Source organism: Mesorhizobium sp. CA6 (genome assembly GCF_020165035.1).
Lineage (GTDB): Bacteria > Pseudomonadota > Alphaproteobacteria > Rhizobiales > Rhizobiaceae > Mesorhizobium.
Genome location: NZ_JAIUHI010000012.1, coordinates 67,332 through 86,839 on the forward strand (window position 1 = coordinate 67,332; position 19,508 = coordinate 86,839).

Below are 19,508 nucleotides of genomic sequence, written 5' to 3' on the forward strand. Positions count from 1 at the left end.
TCACGATCATGCAGCGGCATAGCCGAACTCTCTCTCGCTCGCCCGCGTCTGCAGGCGGATGCACTCGATGAAGCGCAGCGACGCCGGCTGCAGGTTCCGGCCCTTCTTGGCGATCCAGCCGACGGTGCGGCTCGAACGCGGATCGGCAAGCGGCAGGAAGCGCACCGCGTGGCTGGATTTCCAGCGGCAGAGCCTGGGCAGGATGGTGACGCCAAGACCCGCCTCCACCATCGCCAGGTTGGAGCTCACATTCGTCGCGGTGAGTTTCGAGCCGGCGGCAAGCGCTTCCGTCTCGGCAAGCCCGAGCGCGGCGGCCGCGCCGTTGCGGATGAAGCTCTCGCCGTCGAGCTCAGCCCATTTCAGCGGACGCTTCGATTTTGCCAGGGGATGGTCAATCGGGCAGACGAAATCGAGCGGCTCATGGAACAGCGGCTCGAAACGAAGCTGTGGCCGCCTGATCGCAAGCACGCACAAGCCCACCTCCACCATGCCGTTCTCGACCGCCTCGACGATAGCGCTGGAATCGCTGTCGCGGACGTGGATGTCGAACCGGCTGCCTTCGGCGCGGAGCTTGGCGATGGCGCGAGGCAGCAAGGTCACCGCGACTGAAGGCACGCTGGCCACCTCGCAGCGCCCCTGCCGGTCCGCCGCGTAGCTGGTCATTGCCAGACAGGCGCGGTCGTAGTGGGCGATCATCGCGCGCGCCTCGTCGAGCACGACACGGCCGACAAGCGAGAGCGCGCCCTTGCGTTCGCTCTCGAACAGCGGCGCGCCGATATCGTCCTCCAGTTGCTTCAGGGTCATCGACACGGCGGACGGCGTGCGGCCGATCTGGTCGGCGGCGGCGCGCACGCCGCCGGTCTCATAGACCGCGACGAAGCTGCGCATGCCGGTCAGGCTGATGGTTTTGGTCACTGTTAAGCTTGCCTGAACATTTGTGCCAAAAATTGAGCTTGATTGAAGTTCACCGCATTGGTTAGGTCGTTGTCAACCGAATTGATGCAGGTCGAACACGATGCTGAGCGGTCAGAACTTCGTTGCAGGCGAGTGGCGCGACGGTGCGGACTGGGTCGAGGATATCAATCCGTCCGACGTGACCGATGTTGTCGGGCGTTTCGCGCAGGCACGGCCGTCCGACATCCATGACGCCGTCGCGGCGGCGCAAGGCGCGCAACGGGAATGGGCGGCGGCCGGGCTGGAAGCGCGAGCCGCCGTTCTGGACGCCATCGGACGCGAGTTGATGGCGCGCTCGAAGGAGCTTGGCGAGTTGCTGTCGCGCGAGGAGGGCAAGACCCTTCCCGAGGGCGTCGGCGAGGTCTATCGCGCCGGCCAGTTCTTCACCTATTTCGCCGCGGAGGCCTTGCGCAATCTGGGTTCCTCGTCCGATTCCGTCAGGGCCGGCGTGGATGTGCTGATCGAGCGCGAGCCGCTTGGCGTCGTCGCGATCATTTCGCCCTGGAATTTCCCCACCGCCACCGCCTCCTGGAAGATCGCGCCGGCGCTAGCCTTCGGCAATGCGGTGGTCTGGAAACCGGCCAGCATCACGCCGGCCAGCGCCTGGGCGCTCACCGAGATCATCAGCCGGCAGGCGATCCCGAAGGGCCTGTTCAACCTGGTGATGGGTTCAGGATCGACGATCGGCCGCGAGCTTGCCGCCAATGCCGACATACAAGGGCTGAGCTTCACCGGCTCCGGCGCCATCGGCTCCGGCATCGCCGCGCTCGCCGCCGCGCGCTTCGTGAAGCTGCAGCTCGAAATGGGGTCGAAGAATCCATTTGTGATCATGGACGATGCAGACCTCGATCGCGCCGTCGACCTTGCCGTGAACGGCGCCTTCGGCGGCACCGGCCAGAAGTGCACGGCCTCGTCCCGCCTGATCGTCCACCGGCCGGTGCATGACGCCTTTGTCGAGAAGCTGCTGGCGAAAACCAGGGCCCTGAAGGTCGGCCATGCGCTCGAGGCCGGCGTCCAGATGGGGCCGGTCGTCAGCGCCGAGCAGCTCTCGGCCAATCTCGATTATGTGACGCTCGGCATCAGCGAAGGCGCCGAGCTAACGACCGGCGGCGAGGCGCTCGATCTGGCGCATCGCGGCCACTACATGGCGCCCGCAGTGTTCCTCAACGGCCGTTCGCGCATGCGCATCAACCAGGAGGAGATGTTCGCGCCGATCACCTGCGTGATGACCGCCGACGATCTCGACGAGGCGATCTTCCTTGCCAACGATACGCCCTATGGGCTGACGGCCGGCATCGCCACGCGCTCGCTGGCGCGCGCCACGAAGTTCCGCCACGCCTCGCGCTCCGGCTGCGTAATGGTCAACCTGGCGACGGCCGGCACCGACTATCACGTGCCGTTTGGCGGCGTCCGCGCCTCGAGCTATGGGCCGCGCGAGCAAGGCCGCGCCGCGGTCGAGTTCTACACCCAGGTCAAAACGTCCTACATCCACGCGGGCGCGCCCGAATGACCAGCGACGCGGCGCAGGTGCTCATCGATGGGCTGCAATACTGCAACTGGTCGCGCGCAATTTTCGAGGAGATGCGCCGGGGCGGGCTGACCGCGGTCCATGCCACGGTCGGCTATCACGAGGGTTTCCGCGAGACGGTGCGCCATCTCGTCGACTGGCGAACGCGCTTCCGCGACAATGAGGACCTGATCCTCCTGGCGCGCGATGCCGGCGACATCGAGCGCGCGCGGGTCACGAACCGGACGGCGATCCTGCTTGGTCTGCAGAACCCGATGCCGATCGAGGACGATATCGGCCTGATCGAGATGCTTTTCGATCTCGGCATCCGCTTCATGCAGCTCACCTACAACAACCAGTCGCTGCTGGGCTGCGGCTGGATGGAAAAGGAGGACAGCGGCGTGACGCGGATGGGGCGCGAGGCGATCGCCGAGATGAACCGGCTCGGCATGATCATCGATCTGTCGCATGCCGGCGAGCGCACGACACAGGAAACGATCGCGCTCTCGCAGCGGCCGGTGGTCATCAGCCACGCCAATCCGCGCTGGCTGCGCGGCAGCAACCGCAATGTGTCCCGGGCTGTCCTGCAAGCGCTGCGCGAAAGGGATGGATTGCTCGGCCTTTCGCTCTATCCATTGCATCTTCCGAACGGGTCGGACACGACGCTCAACCAATTTGGGAACATGGCTAAGGAAGCAGCTGATCTCATGGGGGCAGATCATCTCGGCATTGGCTCGGATCTCTGCCAGGATCAGCCCGACAGCGTCGTGCGCTGGATGCGCGAGGGCCGCTGGACCCGCGAAATTCAGGCGGCGGCCAATTTCCCGCCGCAGCCATCCTGGTTCAGATCGAACCTCGATTTTCCAGCGCTTTCGGAAGGGCTTCTCTCGGCGGGCTTCAACAAGACGCAAACGGCGCTCGTGCTCGGCGGCGCCTGGCATCGCTTCCTCGAGGCCAATCTGCCTTCGACCCGGAATTCGCAAGCCACCAGCAGTTAGATTTGCCCCGCATGCGTACACGCTAAGCACGGTCTCAGGTTAATACCACGCCAGATCCCGTTAGCACCGCGGCCACTCTGGTCGCCGCCAACGTCTGCTTCCGTCGAGCGGCAAGCCCTGTTTCTACGACCGATTTGAAGCGCACGGCCCGCCAACCTTGGGGCCGCGAGCAGAAAGTCGGCTTTTGGCCTGGTGGACGGCTATCGCGCGAAGGGCGTGACGCATGTGGAAAGCGACGCAGTCCCAAGCGCCGGCCATTACGCGGTGGCCGACAATCCGGACGGTGTGGCCGAGGTGATTGAACGGTACCCCGCGCGATGAGAAGAAGGTGATGACCGAGGTTACAAGCGAGAATATGGCAGCTCCCAAAATCGTCGATCGGAATACGTTCCAGGCCGAACTGGACCTCTAGCGGGAGCGCGAGAAGGCCCAAATGCACGAGGGCGACGCCATCGTTTATACCGATGTTTACGTTCTGGATGCCGAGGAACTTTTCCGCTTGGACCAAGTTGGATCGTATTGGTTGGGAAACAAGGTCATAAGGCATCGCAAAGTCGTAAGTCCGTCAAGGCAGCGCTTACCAATCAGATCGATGCGGTTCGGCTCAGTATTCAGGCGTTTGCCTTGGGGCGGGCGCATCAGCCGCCAAGTAGCAGGAGCTTAGTTGAAACTAGCCGACGAGGTCCGTCATAGCTCTGAAGATATCAGCGACCTCGTCCTGTCCGATGTCGTGTCTGCACTTAATCGACGAGTTAAGGTCAGCCACGAGTTCGATATTCCCTACATTGCTGGGTACAGCAGGGATGCAACGAAGATTTACATCGACCAACATCTGCCGCGCACCATCAGGTGGAGAGGCAAGGACGTGCGGCTCGAACCATTTCTGGTGTGCCACGAAATTGTTGAAAAAGCTCTCCTGGACGAGTTGCGGCTTCATTATCTGCACGCCCACCAAATTGCCTCGCGCATCGAAAGGGACGCCGTCAGAGGGGCTGGCCTGACCTGGCGGCACTACCAAAGCGTCATCAAGGGCCATGAGAAAGCGATCGATGACGAACAGCTTCGCTGTGTGCCGGGAGATTTAGATCTCACACCTTACAAGGATCTGAAGGACTACCCGTTGCTCCGACGCCTGGTCAAAGCATCGCAGTAGTCGTTGCATCGGCGCCGAGACCGCGGGGATCGAAACAGGTGCCCCTGTCAAATTTTCTCGCCAGTGGAACTTCCCGAAGGAGCCATCGCTGTGCGCATCGAGGCCGCGCTCGAACACTGATCCACCCCTACGGGCAGGTGAATACCCGTTGAATGATACGTCACGGGCCTGTCGACCCAGGGCAGAGCATCATGACGACCTACTATTTCCACGTCGACTACGGCTAATTCATCCCCGACGAAGATGGTGTCGATCTCCCGCGGCAAGGAAGGAGCCGTGCAGACTGCCGGCGAGATGATAAACGAGAGCAAGCGCTTTTTCTGGAAGTATATGAAGCCATGTTGACGGACGATGAAGATCATCTCCTGTTCACGCTTCAGTTCGCGGCGAAAGTCCCATCAGGGAATGCGCTCCACATACCGCAAACGGAGGCTGTGCACGGCTAGGCCGCCGTCCGACAAAAAGCCGCCGGCCAGAGCCAGCGGGCAGTACTGGAGTAGCCTGGGGGCGCGAAGTGGCAACGTGCGCGGCAGGCTACTCGGGAACAGCGCTAATGCCCGAGTTGTTCCCCCGACACCTGTGTCTTGCCCGTCAGTCGTAACACGCGTCGGCCAGACGTCTTATCGGCAAACTCATAAGTCCCGACGACGCAACATATTCCGCAGATCTTCATTTGGGAGTGCTGGCGAGCATAGTCCCTTCATCGCCAGTTCATGGATGCCCACCATTACCTGCGATGATGGTGGCATCCATCAGCCTAAAGGTGCCGGATTGCCGATTCCTCAAGAGCTTGACGACGAATATCTCACCTTTGAGTGCCCACGGTGCGAACGCCCCATCGTTCGAAAAGGCACATGGTTTAAAACCATATCCTCATTCAAATGCCCGTCCTGCAACGCGGCGCTGAGGCTCGGATACCCCGAAAAGCTGCACCTGTTCGAGAAGCACAAGCGTCTGTCCGGGGGACCTCACGAACCGGCGAACCCGCCTGCCTGAACCAAGCCATGGCTAGCCGTACGACCTGTATGGATCGCATCGCACGCCAATCTTGCTCAATTGATCGATTATCAAGCTCTCAAATGGGCTGCTTCTTCGAATAGGGCAAAGACCTTAGACTGAGGTAGGGGGCGACCGAACAGCCAGCCCTGTACGTCGGTACAGCCATTCTCCCTGATCAACTGATACTGTTCCTCAGTTTCGACGCCCTCGGCTGTCGTGGTCATGCCGAGAGTGGCCCCAAGTTCGGCGACGGCCTTGACGATCGCCCGGCTTTCGCTGCTTTCGCATATCAGGCTGACAAAGCTACGATCGATCTTGATGCGGTCGAAAGGGAAAGAGCGCAGATAGCTGAGCGATGAATAGCCGGTTCCGAAATCGTCCATCGCGATGCTGATTCCGAGGTCGCGTAGGCTGTGCAATGTCTGGAGCGTATTTTCATTGTGCGCCAATAGCACCGACTCGGTGATTTCAAGCTCGAGTCGTGATGCCAACAAGCCTGACGAGCCCAATGCCGAGGCTACTTGAAGCGCCAGCCCCGGCTGCTTGAACTGCGCAGGCGAGAGGTTTATGGCAACCTTGACGTGGGAAGGCCATCTCGACGCGTCGCTACAGGCCTGTTTTAGGATCCATTCCCCCAGACCGTCGATAACCCCTGACTCCTCGGCGAGGTGGATGAACTCTGCAGGCGGCAGAAGTCCACGCACTGGGTGGTTCCATCTAACCAGCGCCTCGAAACCGGTGAGCTTCGAGGTCCTCGTATCATGCAGAGGCTGGTAGTGGAGCACGAACTGGTCTTTCGACACGGCCTGCGCCAACTCGGCTTCGAACTGGCGCTGCTCCTGCAGCCGTGCGTCCATTCCAGGTTCAAACGACCTGCATGTGCCACGGCCCTCGGTTTTGGCCTTGTATAGGGCAAGGTCGGCGTTGCGGATCAACGTTTCCGGGCTTTGTCCGTCGTTCGGGAAAACAGCAATGCCGACACTGCAACCGATGTTGATATTGTGGCCCTGGATGGAGAATGAAGCGGACAAGGCATGAATGACCCGGCCGGCAAGCGCCCCGGCCTGATCATTGCCATTAAGCAGAAGCTGAACGAGAACGAACTCGTCGCCGCCCACCCTGGCGGCCATGGCGGTCTCGCCTACATGATGCCTCAGCCGGTCCGCGACAGCTCTCAGCAACTCGTCGCCGATGGGGTGACCTAAGGTGTCGTTGACCGGTTTGAAGCGATCAAGATCGATGCAGTGGACGGCAAGCTTCTCGCCTTGCCTGAGGATGCGTAGGGCTTCGTCCATCGTGTCGGCCAGTAGACCGCGGTTGGGAAGTCCGGTCAGAATGTCGTGTGTTGCCAGATGCTGGATCTGGGCGGTGCGTTCTTCTACCCTCTGTTCAAGAGTCTCAGCCGCGTGCGCTTGCATCATCATGGTGCGACCGATGGAGTACCAACAAATCAGCGCCAGCAATGTGACAATCCCGACGGCCACATACCCAGCCAGTTCGAATTCCCGCACCGATCGAACATCGACATTGCTCGTGAATTGCGTGTCGGGAAAGCCAGCCCAAAGGCGCCAGGCGCTTCTCGGATCGTTGAGCGACAGCGGGATGACCTCGGAATAGATCAGCCTGGGATCAGGTTCCGTGAAAGATCTAGTATTGGTCACCAGCGATTCTGACATCCGGCGCTGGTCGGACTCGAAGCCATATCCGGCATTGACGATCACATAGCCACTGCCAGGCAGCAGCTTTCGCAGCGCCGAGGTGAGCATGATCGCCGAAACGGAGCCGCGCAGGGTTCCGTCCTGTCCAAAGACCGGAACCGAAAGAATGAAGCCAGACCGGTCGGCATCATCGCCGGTGCGAATGAAATTCGTGTTGTCGCAGGTGATCAGCTCTTTGGTCCCGATGATCGGCACGTTTAGCCCGTCAAGGGTGCTTGAGTTAGGGTAGTTTGCCTTAAGCCAGGCAAGCTGTTTCGCCAGCTCGTGGTATTCATAGGTCTCGACCTCCTCAGGGGGGCGAGTCAGCGCATTCTCGTCCAGCTTCCTGGATTTGGGCGCTGCCGCAGCTTCGGATCTCGCCTTGGCATTGACGATTAGCTGGTCGAACTGAAGAATTGGCTCCTCCAGCTTGCCGGTCACGGCGTCGAACCGATCGGGATCGAAATCCAGAGGCAGGAAGTAGACCTCCGAGATCGAGACGTTGTCGGCGAGGTTGTTGTAAATCTGCTGGATCGTTGCTCGCCCTTCGTCGCCGAGGTTGGTGCCGTGTCGGTCAAGGGCCCGGACGCTCGGCAGGAACGTCAGGGTTCGGACATTCTGATAGATCGCGTTCAGAGCGTCTTCGACGGTCTTTGCAGTCGCCCTCGAAGTTGCCCGTGAATTTTCCAGATATCGTTCCTTGGCAAGCGCAAATTCCCTGCTCGCGTCAACACGCAACCCCACCAGGGTGACAACGCTAATCAACAGGATCAGGCCGAAGCCTATTGTTCGCCTGAAGGCATTCATCCGGGGCTCCCCTACCAATCGGCAGAGGTTAGTGTTGTCCGGTTTAGGAACCGCTAATGATCCACCAAGATTATAGATTTATAATCTAGCAAAATAGGACCCTTACTCGCCGCAGCCACTGAGCGCGAACGGCCGGTAACGGCTGCAAATAGAAGCCCTTATCTTTAAAGGCGGGCTAGCTCCCTCCGCCCGCTCGCCGCGCTGTCGGAGGCTATCGAACGAAACAGACCGCCGGCTCTAACTCTATTGATTTCCTGCCCGACAGCTCGATTGCCACCACAGGCGTGAATGAGCCGTGTCATGCCACCACCAAGTTTTAACGTCGCGCATGCTCCTCCGGCATTTGCGGCAGCGAACCGTCCGCACGAGGGCAGACACAATCCAGAAACATTCAGGAAAAACTGCAGAAATCATTCAAGCGTATCATGCTCTGGAGGGATCAGTTCATCGGCTGCGGCAGTGCTGCACTTGCTCGGGTTGCGACAAGCGATGCACAGAATCTCGATCAACTTGATGGGTGCGTTGCTCAGCTTGTCGCTCGCTACGGCAGCGACCGGAGCCTCCACCTCAAAGGCGGCGCCGCTCACCCGGACCGAGCGTTGCACCATTCTCAGCCGTCAAGTTGACGAAGCCCTCAAAACGCATGCCGCGGCAACGCAGGTCACCGCGGCGAAGGCTCTTCAGAGAAAGGGAAACCGGTACTGCGCCAAGAAGAAGGAGGCGCAGGGAATCCGGATGCTCGCGAAAGCTTTGAAGCTGCTTGGAGTGACACCCATCGATCCTGATGGGTGACGCTCAACCCCCGACTTGCCAAACAAGGAATAGACACATGAAAAAGTCTCTTCTGTCTGCCGTCGGTCTTGCATTCGCGCTCGCCGTCTCGATACCAGTTCTCAGCCCTAACGACGCCGCCGCGGCGACGAAGCCAGCGCCAGCAGCGACGGCCGCAACTAGCTCTGCACCCGCTTCGGATGCTATGACCATGAAGAAGGCTAAGAAGCACGTAACGAAGGCCTGCAAGGCGACCAAGAAGCACAAGTGCCCGGTGAAGCACAGGAGGAGCGCCGCGAAGAAGGCCTATTAAGGTTTGAAGTATTGCAAAGAAGGCCGTCCACCTCCGCATTTACCGGGATGGCCTTTTTTGCTCCCGGCTGCGACTGAGTGGGCGCAACGACCGGCTCTTCGTGCCGGCCCGCTCTTTTCGTCATGGACAGCAGCAGGCTCGTTACGCGCCCTTTGCGGCGTCCTCGATCAACCTGACCACGAAGTTGCGGCATCTCTGGCCCGGACTTATCCCCTATATTTCCAACCTCCTCCGCCCCCATTGCGGGTACAGAAACGGACACCTCCCCGCTCAACTGCCAACTGCGCGCTGACTGTGAATGTCCCAAAAACGTATCAGAACTACTCCAATTTTTAGGCTGCCATGTTCAGCCTATGTCGTCGCGAATGCATGCCTTCATACGTCCAGGAGCTATCTCCCGTAGCCGTGGCACGGCGCCGGCACAGGCAGCCATCGCTGCGGGACAGCGGGTTCTGAAAACACATCCCGACGGCGGATTGGCGGGACTTGGGATGTCGCCTTTCAGTATCTGCCGTTGCTTCCTGGCGAACGCATCTGGCGATGGGACGGCCGACAGCAATGCCCGTGTGTAGGGATGCTCCGGCCGGACATAGAGATCGGCGGCGGGCGCGACTTCCATGATGCGTCCGAGATAGAGAACGATGACCGTGTCGCAGATATATTCGACAACGGCGAGGTCATGCGAAATGAACAGCATGGTGAGGCCAAGCCGGACCTGGAGATCGCGAAGAAGATTGATCACCTGGGCCTGAATAGACACGTCGAGTGCCGAGACCGGTTCGTCCGCGACGATAAACTCGGGCTCCAGCATAAGGGCTCGCGCGATGCCGATGCGCTGGCGCTGGCCGCCCGAGAATTCATGCGCGTAGCGGTCATAGGCATCGACCGGCAGTTCGACGGTGGCGAGCGCCTTTTCGGCGCGGGCGCGGCGCTCGGGCCGACTACCGATGCCCTGGATATCGAGGCCCTCGGTGAGGATCTGGCCGATAGTCATGCGCGGCGACAGACTGGCGAAGGGATCCTGGAAGATATACTGCATGTTGCGACGTTGACGTCGAAGCTCCCTCGCCCCGAGCTTGACGATGTCCTTGCCGTCGAAGCGTATCTCGCCTGAGGTCGGCTCGATCAGCCGCAACACGGAACGGCCAATTGTCGTCTTGCCGGAACCGGATTCGCCGACCAGCCCGACCACCTGACCACGTGGAATGTCGAATGAAATATCCTGCAGTGCCTTGACCACAGGTCCGCGCGAGAACGCTGTCGGCGGGAAATGCTTGGTCAGGTTGCGAACGGACAGATAAGGAGCCGGCGCGCTCATAGCTCCTCCCAGCGGATGCAGCGGCTCGTCTGTGTCGGCGATACCTGCAACAGCGGCGGCACGGCGGCGCGGCAGGAGTCGATCGCCATCGGGCACCTTGGAGCAAAAGAACAGCCTCCGGGCAGCATGGCCAGCGAGGGGACATTGCCGGCAATCGTCGGCAGCGGTGTGCCGGCCGCCTTCAGCACCGTTGCTTGGCCAAGTCGCGGTGCCGATCGCATCAGGCCTGTCGTGTAAGGATGGCGCGGACGGGCAAAGACTTCGGCAACCGGGCCGGTCTCGACGATGCGGCCGGCATACATGACGGCCACGCGGTCGGCGATTTCCGCAACAACGCCAAGATTGTGGGTGACGAAGAGGATGCCCATGCCGCGTTCGGACTGGAGAGTGGCAAGCAGATCGAGGATCTGCGCCTGGATCGTCACGTCAAGCGCCGTCGTCGGTTCGTCGGCAATCAGCAATGTCGGGTTGCATGCGAGCGCCATGGCAATGGTGGCCCGCTGACGCATGCCGCCCGAGAGTTCGTGCGGGTATTGTTTCGCGCGCCGCGCGGGGTCCGGGATGCCGACCTGCATCAGCAAGCGCACCGCTTCGGCTGCCGCCTCGCGATGCGATTTGCCAAGATGGATGCGCATCGGCTCGGCGATCTGCTCGCCGATAGTGTAAACCGGGTTCAGGCTGGTCATCGGCTCCTGAAACACCATGCCGATGTCGTTGCCGCGCACGCGGCGCAGTTGCTCCGCGTCCAGCCCGGTCAGCTCGGTGACGGAACCGTCGCGTCGTCTGATCGAGATATGGCCGTGAGCGATATGGCCGATCTTCGGCGCCAGGAGCCCCATGATGGAGAGGCTGGTGACTGACTTGCCCGAACCGGACTCGCCGACCAGCGCCACGGTCTCGCCGGAGCCGATCTCGAGATCAACGTCCTGTACGGCCGCAATGTCGCGCCCCGCAATGCGAAACACCGCACGCAATCCTGCAATCTGGAGGATCGGCGCTTCCATGATCAGCCAAGCAGGCCGACGTCGCGCAGGATCGCGTCGACCTTGGCGGTTTCCTCGGCATTGAGATCGCGCTGCGGGCGGGCCATCCTGTTGGTGGCGATGATGCCGAGGCTGCGCATGGCGGTCTTGAAGGAGCCGACGCCGGCTGAACCGGCGCTGGTGCGCCCGAGCGCGATCCAGACGATCTCGAACAGCTTCAGCAGGCGTTCCTGCTCGACGCGGGCCTCGGCATGCTTGCCGGCCTGCATCAGGTTCCACATCTTGACGTAGCCGTGCGGGTCGACATTGGCGATGCCCGGCACAACACCATGCGCGCCCATGGCGAGAGCAGTATCGACCATGATCTCGGAGCCGGTCATGCCGAAGAAGCCGGCATCGCCGGCCATGTCTTTCAGCACATAACGCAGATTGCCATCGTCGCCGCTGGAATCTTTCAGGCCGGCCACGGTGCCTTCCTTGGCAAGCGTCACCGTCGTCTTGCGATCGAGCTTGATATGGACGCAGACCGGGATGTCATAGGCAATGATCGGGATGTCGATCGCATCCTTGATATAGCGGAAATGATCGATGATCTCCGGCTGGCTGGTGCGCGTGTAAAAGGGCGCGGTGACGACGATTGCGTCGGCCCCGGCCGATCTGGCGATCTTCGAATGGTTGATGACACGGTCGGTGGTCGGATCGATGACGCCGGCGAAGATCGGAACGCGGCCGTTGTTGACCTTCACCGCGTGCTCGATGATCGCCTTGCGCACGGCTTGGTCGTGGAAAACCACCTCGCTGGTCGAGCCAAGCACGAACAGTCCGTGGACGCCGCCGTCGAGCAGGTTCTCCAGCGTCCGGGTGAACGACGGAAAGTCGATGCTGTAGTCGTTGTTGAGGGGGGTAACGACTGGCGGCACGACGCCGGTAAAAAGTGCCATTTTGAAACCTTCAGTTGAGATCGGATCGGGGATCGAAAGCGTCACGCAGCCCATCGCCAATGAAATTGATGGCGAGGACCGTGAGTACGAGGGCGGCACCGGGGAACATCCACTGCCAGGGGTATTGTTCGAGGACGACGGTGGAGCGGGCAAGATTGAGCATATTGCCCCAGCTCGCTTCGGGTGGTGCGATGCCGAGGCCGAGGAAAGAGAGGCCAGCTTCCAACAGGATCGCGTTGGCGATCTGCAAAGTTGCGTAGACGACGAGGATGTCCATGCAATTGGGCAGGCCGTGGCGAAACAGGAGATGCGGCAGCCTTGCCCCCATGCCGCGCGCGGCAACGACGAAATCGCGCTCGCGCAGTTCGAGGAGGCGGGCCCTGACCATGCGCGACAGAACTGGCCACGATAGCAGCGAGATGACGAGGATTGTCGGCGCGATGCCGGTGCCGGCGATCGAGGCAAGAACCAGCAAGAAGATGACTGGCGGCAAGGTCATGGCGAGATCGACGAAGCGCATCGCGGTTGCATCGACGACGCGGCCGCCGAAGCTCGCGATAGCACCGATGAGGAAGCCAATAACGGTGGAGATCGCGACCGAGCAGACGGCAACCAGCAGCGAGATGCGACCACCCTGCAGAAGCCGCGCGAAAACATCCCGCCCGACGCCGTCGCTGCCGAGCCAATGGGTGGCGGACGGTCCCTTGTTCATGGCCTTCAGGTCGATGGCGTTGGGAGCGTATGGCCACCACCAGTGGTAGGTCATGACCGCTACCAGCACGGGGATCACGATGACCAGACCGGCCCGCGCGGCGCGGTTCTCGATGAAGCGGCCGAGTGCGCGGCGCAACGGACCCTTGGTGCGCTGCATGGGTGGTTCGATCTCGGCAATCGTCATCACCCCACCTGGATGCGCGGGTCGACAAAGGCGTAGACAACATCGGTGAGAATGTTGACCAGAATGACGCAGACACCGATCACCAGCGTGGCACCCATGATGACGGGATAGTCACGCGTGCCGACGGCATTGACCAGCAGCAAGCCCATGCCTGGCCAGTTGAAGACGCTCTCCAGGAAGATCGCGCCGCCGATCGCGATGCCAATGGTCGACCCGATCAGCGTGATGACCGGCAAGAGCGCGTTGCGGGTGGCGTGCTTGATGATCACCCAGAACTCTCGCACGCCTTTGGCCCGGGCGGTTCGGACATAATCCTGGTTGAGCACTTCGAGCAGCGAAGCGCGCATATAACGCATGATCAGCGCCGCGTGGCCGATCGACAGCAGGCATGCCGGCAGAATTAGATGGGCAAGCACATCGGAGATCGAGAATGGCGCGCCCGCGGTCTGCATGCCGCCTGACGGCGCCCAGCGCAGCAGAACCGAGAAAAAATAGAGGCCAAGCAGAGCGGTCAGGAAGGCCGGACTCGATATGCCGATGAACGACAGCACGGACATCGCAATGTCGGGCCAGGCGTTGCGGCGCACGGCGCTGTAGATACCGGTCGTAATACCGACGACAATGGCGATCGCCAGCCCCGCGCCCATCAGGAGAGCCGTGGGTCCGATGCGCTCCATCACCAGCGGCAACACCTGCACGCCGTTGCGCTGGATCGAATAGCCGAAATCCCCCGACAGAGCCGCACGCACCCAGCCGAAATACTGAAGCGGCAGCGGCCGATCGAGACCGAGGCGGTCGCGCAGGGTCTCGAGATCGGAAGCCGACATCGGCACGGAAGGATTGATGTATGCGTCGATCGGATCGCCCGGCGACAGGCGCAACAAGATGAAGATGAGGAGGCTCAAGGCAACCAGCATCAACAGTCCTGTGGCGCAGCGGCGGGCTATGAAGCTCAGCATTGGCTTTCCGCAAGTGGATGGTGTGGGCCGAATCCCAGAGGAAACCGGCCCTTGTGGCGGGCCGGGAGACCCGCCTGCTCACTGAATGTCCCAGGCCTCGGGATGAGCGGCGTAAGGACCGCCGGCGGGCGCAGGCGTCCAGACGAAATCCTTCAGCTTATTGGAGGCAACGCCGTAGCGATTGGCCACCCACAGCGTTGCCCACGGAAGATCCTTGTTCATCACCTTGCAAACATCCTGCCAAGCGGCATCGAGCTTCGATGCATCGGTTTCACCGAGCGCCTTGTCTAAAGCCGCGCTCAGGTCGTCGAACTTGATTCGCATGGTGTTGAAGCCGGCGGGCGGAATCTGCGACTTGTTCAGGCCCGGATTGATGCCAGCCGGGTTCGGGCCATTCTGCAGGCCGGCATAGACCATGGGAAATGCGTTCCAGTCCGGCGTGCCTCCCTTGTAGACGATGCCATTGTAGGTCGGCGTATCGACGACACGCGGCACGACGTTAATGCCGACCTGTGACAGCATGGACTGGATGGCTGCCATGACATTGGCAGCCTGCGGAGAGCCGTAATAGGTCAGCAACGTGATGGGCTTGTCGCCGTTGATCTTGTCCCAGCCCGCCTCTGCCAACAGCGCTTTGGCCTTGGCCGGATCGTAGGCGTAGGTTTCCAGCCCTTCGGGGACCAGTTGCGGCGCCACAAAGCCGCAGTTGGCTGGTTTGGCTGCGCCGCCATAGAGGCTCTCGATGATCGCGTTACGGTCGATGGCGTACATGATCGCCTGACGAACCTTGAGATCCTTGAACAGGTCGACCTGCTGGTTGAGACCGATATAGTTGACCACGTAGGAGCCGCCTTCGATCACCTTGAAGTTGGAATCGGTCTTGAACGACGCCGCGTCGTCAGGCTCGACATAGGTGAATTGGATCTCACCAGCACGCAGCGCCGCGACCGCCGCGGCCGGGCTCTCGAAATAGCGGTTAATCAGCACGTCGACTTTCGGCTTGCCGCCACGATAATCGTCATCCGCGGCCAGTTCGACATATTGGTCGGTGACGTATTTCTTGAACTTGAACGGACCTGTGCCGACCGGATTGGTCGACCACCAGGTGCTGGTTGCCAGCGACTCCGGCGGCATTCCGGCAAGAGCATGCTCCGGCAGGATCAGCACCTGCGAAAGAATGGACAGAAAGGAGGCGTTCGGCTTCGACAGCTTGATGATTACGGTGCTGTCGTCGGGCGCCTCGACCGAAGCGATATCGCCGAGGCGTGCCGCGAACAGGCTGCCGGAAGCTTTGTTCTTGGCAAGATCGATGGTGAATTTCACGTCCTTCGACGTGAACGGCTTGCCGTCGTGCCAGCTCTCCTTGACCAGGTTGAACGTATAGGTCAGCTGGTCGGCGCTCACCGTGTAGTTCTTGGCCAGGTCGCCTTCGAGTTGGGTCAGCCCTGCATTCCAGATGACCAGCGGTTCAAAATAGGTGCTGAGCCAGGTAAAGCCGCCCGTCGCGACTAGCGGGTTGAAGTTCTTGGGGAAGCCGCCGGGACCGACGTCGAAACCACCCGCAATGGTCTTTGGACTTTGCGCCTGCACGATGGTCGGCAGGCCGGTGCCGAACAGCAGCGCGGCAGCGATGGCTATCGTCTTGATGCGCATGGTTTCCTCCCTTGGCATTTTTCAGGTTGTGCGGTTTTTGGCGATAACTTGCTGGATGCCTCTGTAGTGATCGTCGAGCCGGCTACGTGCCCTGTCGACATCCTTGGCGGCGACCGCCTCGACGATTTCATGATGATCGCGCCAGGTGGCGAGCGGCGTCGGATTGTCGAGATTGGTGAAATCCGAGGCCTTGTTGAACGCCACCCAAAAGATATCGATTAATGCGCTGAGCATGTGGTTGTTCTGGCAGCGGAACAGCATCTGATGGAATTGCTGGTCCTCTTCGGCAAAGCTCTCGCTGCGCTCCGCGCGCTGGCGCATGCTTTCGGTCAACCGGCGAAGCTCGTCGATGTCTTGGGCGCTGATCATCTCGATGGTCTTGGAGATCAGCCCGGTCTCGAGCACACGGCGAATCTCGCGCAGTTCCTCGACATCGCGCAGCGAGTCCTGCAGGCCATAAGCCAGATTGTCGAGTAGTGGCTTGAAGGAGAATTCCTTGACGAACACGCCGATGCCACGACGCGTCTCCAGGATGCCGATCGATTCCAGCGCCTTGATCGCTTCGCGGACCGAATTGCGGCCAACGCCGAGCTGCTGCGCCAGGAAGGTCTCCGGGGGCAACGGGTCGCCTGCCTTGAGCCTGTTCGCCTCGATATAGTTCCGCAGGCTCTCCTGGACGGTCACATGCAAAAGCGGTGGTCGGCTAAGCGGTTCGATCGACTTCAATACCGGCATCTTGTTTCCTGTTTCCACTGTTGTCCGACGCCGACACCCACTTCGCTTGAGAGGCTGACGACTTGTCCTATAACCACTTGTAGGATATCCTGCAAGTGCAGGAGGAAATATCAGGAGATGAAAATCGTTTTGGCCGGCATTAGCCATTGGCATGCCGACTTGCATCTCGATGCGGCGCGCGATGCCGGCGCTGAAATCATCGGCGTGTGGGATGAGGACGAGGCGCATGCAAGGGGCTTTGCAGCGCGCAACTCGCTGAGCGCGATTGCTGCATTCGAAGACATCCTTGCAACACCTGCGGATCTGATCTTGCTGATGGGACACCCTTCGAACGTGCCGGCCAGGGCGCGCAGGATAATCGAAGCCGGCGTCCCGCTTATCCTTGACAAGCCGGCAGCGACCGGCACGGCGCCGTTGATGCAACTGAGAGACCTAGCCCATCAACGAAATGCCTTCGTCGGCGTGCCTTTGCCCAATCGCTTTGGCCCGGCGGTGATCGCCTTTGAGAGACTGCGAAGGGAAGGCCGCGTCGGCCAAGTCGCGCACGGCCATTTCCGCGTCGTCAACGGGCCGCCCGAGCGTTATGCCGCCGATGGTGTCGGCTGGGTGGTCGATCCCGCGATTGGCGGAGGCGGCGCATTGCGCAATCTGGGCATCCACGGTGTCGATGCAGCGCTGAGCCTGGCCAGTGGAGAGCTCCATCTCAAAGCTGTATCGATGGGCAACCGCATCCACAGGGCTTCGGTTGAGGACTACGCATTGCTGGTGCTCGAGGACAATGCCGGCGCGGTGTTCACCATTGAGGCGGGCTATACCTTCGCTTCAATGCTCCCTGGCGGGGATTTCGAATGGCGCATCGTCTCCGCCAACGCCACGCTCATCGACCGTGGCGACAAGGCGATCTGCGCAACTCTCGACGACGCTACGGTTGTGGACCTGCCGGTCGAACTGCCGGCTACTCGCTACCGCCTCAGCATGCGCGACACATTCGAACGGTTGCGGCGAAACGCTGCGCCGGCAATCTCCATAGACGACTATGTTGCGGCGATGTCGCTGATCGACGCCGCATATCAGAAGGCAGGACGATGATTGCACTAGGCATTATCGGCGCGGGCGATTTCGGCGCCGCGCATGCACGCGCAATCAAGGAGGTCGACGGCATCCGCCTCGTCGCAGCCTGCCGTGGAAACGCGACGGCGCTGGCGGCTTTCACGGCCGAATATGGCGGCAAGGGCTACACCGACTGGCGCGAACTTCTCGAAGACAGCGGCGTCGATGCCGTCGTTATCGCTGCCCCGCACGCGCTGCATGCCGAAATGGCGATCGGCGCGGCCAAGGCCGGCAAGCACATTCTGCTCGAAAAGCCGATGGCGCGAACTGTAGCCGAATGCGATGCAATCAATGCGGCTGTGGCGCAGAGCGGCGTCAAGCTGATGGTCGCCCACCTCCTGCACTTCTCGAAACCTTGCATGGCAGCCAAGAAGGTCATCGAGGCAGGCGAGATCGGACGGCCGCTGATCGCGTCGAGCTGGATGATCAAGCTCTGGATGGAGCACAACCGGCGCGACTGGCACCTGCGCAACGCTACCGGTGGCGGCATGCTGATGACGGCCGGCATTCACGCGCTCGACCGTCTCGTCTGGCTGATGGATGACGAAGTCATCTCTGTGAGCGCCATGCTCGGCGCAAAATTCCATCAACAGGAAGCGGATGACACGTCGATGCTGGCGCTGCGTTTCAAACGTGGCGGCCTGGGCCAGGTACAGAGTATTGGCTATCGCAACGGTGCGGTCGGCTTTGCGATGGATCTCGTCTGCGAGCGCGGCACGCTACGCATCGACATGGATCGCGGCACGATGATTGGTCGCGATACCGTGTGGACCGACCTGCCGGATTCGTTCGAGCCCGCCTGGATGCACAATGCGGTGAAACGCGAATGGGCAGCGTTGCGCGACGCTATCGTCGACGACAAGCCGGTACCGGTGACGGGCGTCTATGGGCGCAACCTCATCGGCATCATCGAGGCAGCCCACGCCTCGGACAAATCCCGCCGCGAGGAAACAATCGCTGATGCCGGCTGACATAGATACAATTTCCGAGGCCATCGCCGAGGCTCACAGGAACCCGCGTGGTCGGGTACCGGGGTCGCGTTTGGTCGACCTGACGCGCGGCGATGCGATGGCCGTTCAAGGCGCGGTGTTGAAGCAGCTCCGAGAGCGCGTGCCCGTCGCCAAGGTGGCCATGCCGCCCGATGGTATCGCGATGGCTGCGCCGATCCCCGCCGGAATGGTTATCGACGATGGCGGAACGATCGAACTTTGCGAACGCGACCTCGCCGGGCTCGAGATCGAAGTGGCTGTCAGGCTCGGCGCCGACCTGACGCCTGAGATCGCCAAAGCTGACCGCTCGGCCGTGTTGCAGACCATCCAGCATTTCATTCTCGGCATCGAGCTCATCGGCTCTCGCATCGACGACCGGACCAAAGCCGGCCCGTTCGGGCCGCTGGCCGACAATATGGTCACAGGCGGTTACGTCATCGGCAGGCAGACACTGGCGCAAGCGCCGAAGGTCGACGGTATGGTGATCACGCTTTCCAGCGACGAAGCGATCAGCCAGCGCGAGACCGCCAAATACCCGTTTGGCGACGCCCTTTCTCCCATCATCGCTTTCGCCGGAATGGCCGACGATCATTTCGGCAGCTTCAAAAAAGGCATGGTGATCACCACCGGATCGTTGTCGCCGCTGCTGATCGTTCCAAGGAGGGGTCGCATAGAGGTCAATCTTGGAGACTTCATACCGCTCTCCTTCACGCTGCGCTAGTA

The 19,508-nt window shown here is 61.1% G+C and carries 18 protein-coding genes; 8 read left to right on the forward strand and 10 right to left on the reverse strand.

What is annotated here, in order from left to right:
- Positions 1-6: 6 nt before the first annotated feature.
- Positions 7-915: a LysR family transcriptional regulator gene (locus LB526_RS19050; protein ID WP_224629172.1), complete on the reverse strand. Its 909-nt coding sequence runs from the start codon at positions 913-915 to the stop codon at positions 7-9.
- Between the two features lie 100 nt (positions 916-1,015).
- Here LB526_RS19050 and LB526_RS19055 point away from each other — a divergent pair, with 100 nt between their 5' ends.
- The 3 genes from LB526_RS19055 to LB526_RS19065 all read left to right on the forward strand — a co-directional run bounded on the left by LB526_RS19055 (position 1,016) and on the right by LB526_RS19065 (position 4,612).
- Positions 1,016-2,464 carry an aldehyde dehydrogenase family protein gene (locus tag LB526_RS19055; RefSeq protein ID WP_224629174.1) on the forward strand — a complete coding sequence of 483 codons (1,449 nt, stop codon included), beginning with the start codon at positions 1,016-1,018 and terminating at the stop codon, positions 2,462-2,464.
- A complete protein-coding gene (locus LB526_RS19060; RefSeq protein WP_224629176.1) occupies positions 2,461-3,459 on the forward strand; it encodes a membrane dipeptidase in 999 nt (332 codons plus the stop codon). The genes LB526_RS19055 and LB526_RS19060 overlap by 4 nt, the downstream gene beginning before the upstream one ends.
- Before the next feature lie 664 nt (positions 3,460-4,123).
- Positions 4,124-4,612: a hypothetical protein gene (locus LB526_RS19065; RefSeq protein ID WP_224629178.1), complete on the forward strand. Its 489-nt coding sequence runs from the start codon at positions 4,124-4,126 to the stop codon at positions 4,610-4,612.
- A 47-nt stretch (positions 4,613-4,659) separates the two neighbouring features.
- On the opposite strand, the gene LB526_RS19070 is transcribed toward LB526_RS19065, so the two are convergent.
- Together LB526_RS19070 and LB526_RS19075 are read right to left on the reverse strand one after the other, a co-directional pair.
- The gene (locus LB526_RS19070; protein WP_224629180.1) at positions 4,660-4,974 is read right to left on the reverse strand and encodes a hypothetical protein; all 315 of its coding nucleotides are present in this window, start codon (positions 4,972-4,974) and stop codon (positions 4,660-4,662) included.
- Between the two features lie 705 nt (positions 4,975-5,679).
- Positions 5,680-8,115 (reverse strand): putative bifunctional diguanylate cyclase/phosphodiesterase, encoded by a 2,436-nt coding sequence (locus tag LB526_RS19075; RefSeq protein WP_224544522.1) that lies wholly within the window; start codon positions 8,113-8,115, stop codon positions 5,680-5,682.
- A 489-nt stretch (positions 8,116-8,604) separates the two neighbouring features.
- Here LB526_RS19075 and LB526_RS19080 point away from each other — a divergent pair, with 489 nt between their 5' ends.
- Positions 8,605-8,907, forward strand: coding sequence for a hypothetical protein (locus tag LB526_RS19080; RefSeq protein ID WP_224629339.1), 303 nt, complete (start codon positions 8,605-8,607; stop codon positions 8,905-8,907).
- Positions 8,908-8,944: 37 nt separating this feature from the next.
- Positions 8,945-9,199: a hypothetical protein gene (locus LB526_RS19085; RefSeq protein ID WP_224544521.1), complete on the forward strand. Its 255-nt coding sequence runs from the start codon at positions 8,945-8,947 to the stop codon at positions 9,197-9,199.
- Positions 9,200-9,545: 346 nt separating this feature from the next.
- On the opposite strand, the gene LB526_RS19090 is transcribed toward LB526_RS19085, so the two are convergent.
- From LB526_RS19090 to LB526_RS19120, 7 genes are all read right to left on the reverse strand, one after another.
- Complete coding sequence (locus LB526_RS19090; RefSeq protein WP_224629194.1) at positions 9,546-10,517, reverse strand: ABC transporter ATP-binding protein; 972 nt, start codon at positions 10,515-10,517, stop codon at positions 9,546-9,548.
- Positions 10,514-11,524: an ABC transporter ATP-binding protein gene (locus LB526_RS19095; protein ID WP_224629341.1), complete on the reverse strand. Its 1,011-nt coding sequence runs from the start codon at positions 11,522-11,524 to the stop codon at positions 10,514-10,516. Before LB526_RS19095 ends, LB526_RS19090 begins: the two co-directional genes overlap by 4 nt.
- Positions 11,524-12,441 (reverse strand): dihydrodipicolinate synthase family protein, encoded by a 918-nt coding sequence (locus LB526_RS19100; protein WP_224544519.1) that lies wholly within the window; start codon positions 12,439-12,441, stop codon positions 11,524-11,526. Before LB526_RS19100 ends, LB526_RS19095 begins: the two co-directional genes overlap by 1 nt.
- A gap of 10 nt (positions 12,442-12,451) precedes the next feature.
- Positions 12,452-13,312 carry an ABC transporter permease gene (locus LB526_RS19105; RefSeq protein WP_411967826.1) on the reverse strand — a complete coding sequence of 287 codons (861 nt, stop codon included), beginning with the start codon at positions 13,310-13,312 and terminating at the stop codon, positions 12,452-12,454.
- 26 nt (positions 13,313-13,338) lie between these two features.
- Positions 13,339-14,298: an ABC transporter permease gene (locus LB526_RS19110; protein ID WP_224629207.1), complete on the reverse strand. Its 960-nt coding sequence runs from the start codon at positions 14,296-14,298 to the stop codon at positions 13,339-13,341.
- Positions 14,299-14,376: 78 nt separating this feature from the next.
- Entirely contained in the window at positions 14,377-15,951 is a 1,575-nt protein-coding gene (locus LB526_RS19115; RefSeq protein ID WP_224629209.1) for an ABC transporter substrate-binding protein, read from the reverse strand.
- Between the two features lie 21 nt (positions 15,952-15,972).
- Positions 15,973-16,686, reverse strand: coding sequence for a FadR/GntR family transcriptional regulator (locus tag LB526_RS19120; protein WP_224629212.1), 714 nt, complete (start codon positions 16,684-16,686; stop codon positions 15,973-15,975).
- 117 nt (positions 16,687-16,803) lie between these two features.
- Between LB526_RS19120 and LB526_RS19125 the strand changes: the two genes are divergently transcribed.
- The 3 genes from LB526_RS19125 to LB526_RS19135 are packed head-to-tail and all read left to right on the forward strand — an operon-like array spanning position 16,804 to position 19,506.
- Entirely contained in the window at positions 16,804-17,775 is a 972-nt protein-coding gene (locus LB526_RS19125) for a Gfo/Idh/MocA family protein (RefSeq protein WP_224629342.1), read from the forward strand.
- Positions 17,772-18,767: a Gfo/Idh/MocA family protein gene (locus LB526_RS19130; protein ID WP_224629213.1), complete on the forward strand. Its 996-nt coding sequence runs from the start codon at positions 17,772-17,774 to the stop codon at positions 18,765-18,767. Before LB526_RS19125 ends, LB526_RS19130 begins: the two co-directional genes overlap by 4 nt.
- Positions 18,757-19,506 carry a hypothetical protein gene (locus LB526_RS19135; RefSeq protein ID WP_224629215.1) on the forward strand — a complete coding sequence of 250 codons (750 nt, stop codon included), beginning with the start codon at positions 18,757-18,759 and terminating at the stop codon, positions 19,504-19,506. The genes LB526_RS19130 and LB526_RS19135 overlap by 11 nt, the downstream gene beginning before the upstream one ends.
- The last annotated feature ends 2 nt before the right edge of the window (positions 19,507-19,508 follow it).

Bases quoted from the DNA above. Each gene is read 5' to 3' on its own strand.
- LB526_RS19090 (WP_224629194.1), bottom strand. From the start codon at position 10,517: ATGAGCGCGCCGGCTCCTTATCTGTCCGTTCGCAACCTGACCAAGCAT.
- LB526_RS19075 (WP_224544522.1), bottom strand. From the start codon at position 8,115: ATGAATGCCTTCAGGCGAACAATAGGCTTCGGCCTGATCCTGTTGATT.
- LB526_RS19115 (WP_224629209.1), bottom strand. From the start codon at position 15,951: ATGCGCATCAAGACGATAGCCATCGCTGCCGCGCTGCTGTTCGGCACC.
- LB526_RS19070 (WP_224629180.1), bottom strand. From the start codon at position 4,974: ATGATCTTCATCGTCCGTCAACATGGCTTCATATACTTCCAGAAAAAG.
- LB526_RS19060 (WP_224629176.1), top strand. From the start codon at position 2,461: ATGACCAGCGACGCGGCGCAGGTGCTCATCGATGGGCTGCAATACTGC.
- LB526_RS19085 (WP_224544521.1), top strand. From the start codon at position 8,945: ATGAAAAAGTCTCTTCTGTCTGCCGTCGGTCTTGCATTCGCGCTCGCC.
- LB526_RS19055 (WP_224629174.1), top strand. From the start codon at position 1,016: ATGCTGAGCGGTCAGAACTTCGTTGCAGGCGAGTGGCGCGACGGTGCG.
- LB526_RS19135 (WP_224629215.1), top strand. From the start codon at position 18,757: ATGCCGGCTGACATAGATACAATTTCCGAGGCCATCGCCGAGGCTCAC.
- LB526_RS19080 (WP_224629339.1), top strand. From the start codon at position 8,605: ATGCACAGAATCTCGATCAACTTGATGGGTGCGTTGCTCAGCTTGTCG.
- LB526_RS19125 (WP_224629342.1), top strand. From the start codon at position 16,804: ATGAAAATCGTTTTGGCCGGCATTAGCCATTGGCATGCCGACTTGCAT.
- LB526_RS19105 (WP_411967826.1), bottom strand. From the start codon at position 13,312: ATGCAGCGCACCAAGGGTCCGTTGCGCCGCGCACTCGGCCGCTTCATC.
- LB526_RS19120 (WP_224629212.1), bottom strand. From the start codon at position 16,686: ATGCCGGTATTGAAGTCGATCGAACCGCTTAGCCGACCACCGCTTTTG.
- LB526_RS19130 (WP_224629213.1), top strand. From the start codon at position 17,772: ATGATTGCACTAGGCATTATCGGCGCGGGCGATTTCGGCGCCGCGCAT.
- LB526_RS19110 (WP_224629207.1), bottom strand. From the start codon at position 14,298: ATGCTGAGCTTCATAGCCCGCCGCTGCGCCACAGGACTGTTGATGCTG.
- LB526_RS19100 (WP_224544519.1), bottom strand. From the start codon at position 12,441: ATGGCACTTTTTACCGGCGTCGTGCCGCCAGTCGTTACCCCCCTCAAC.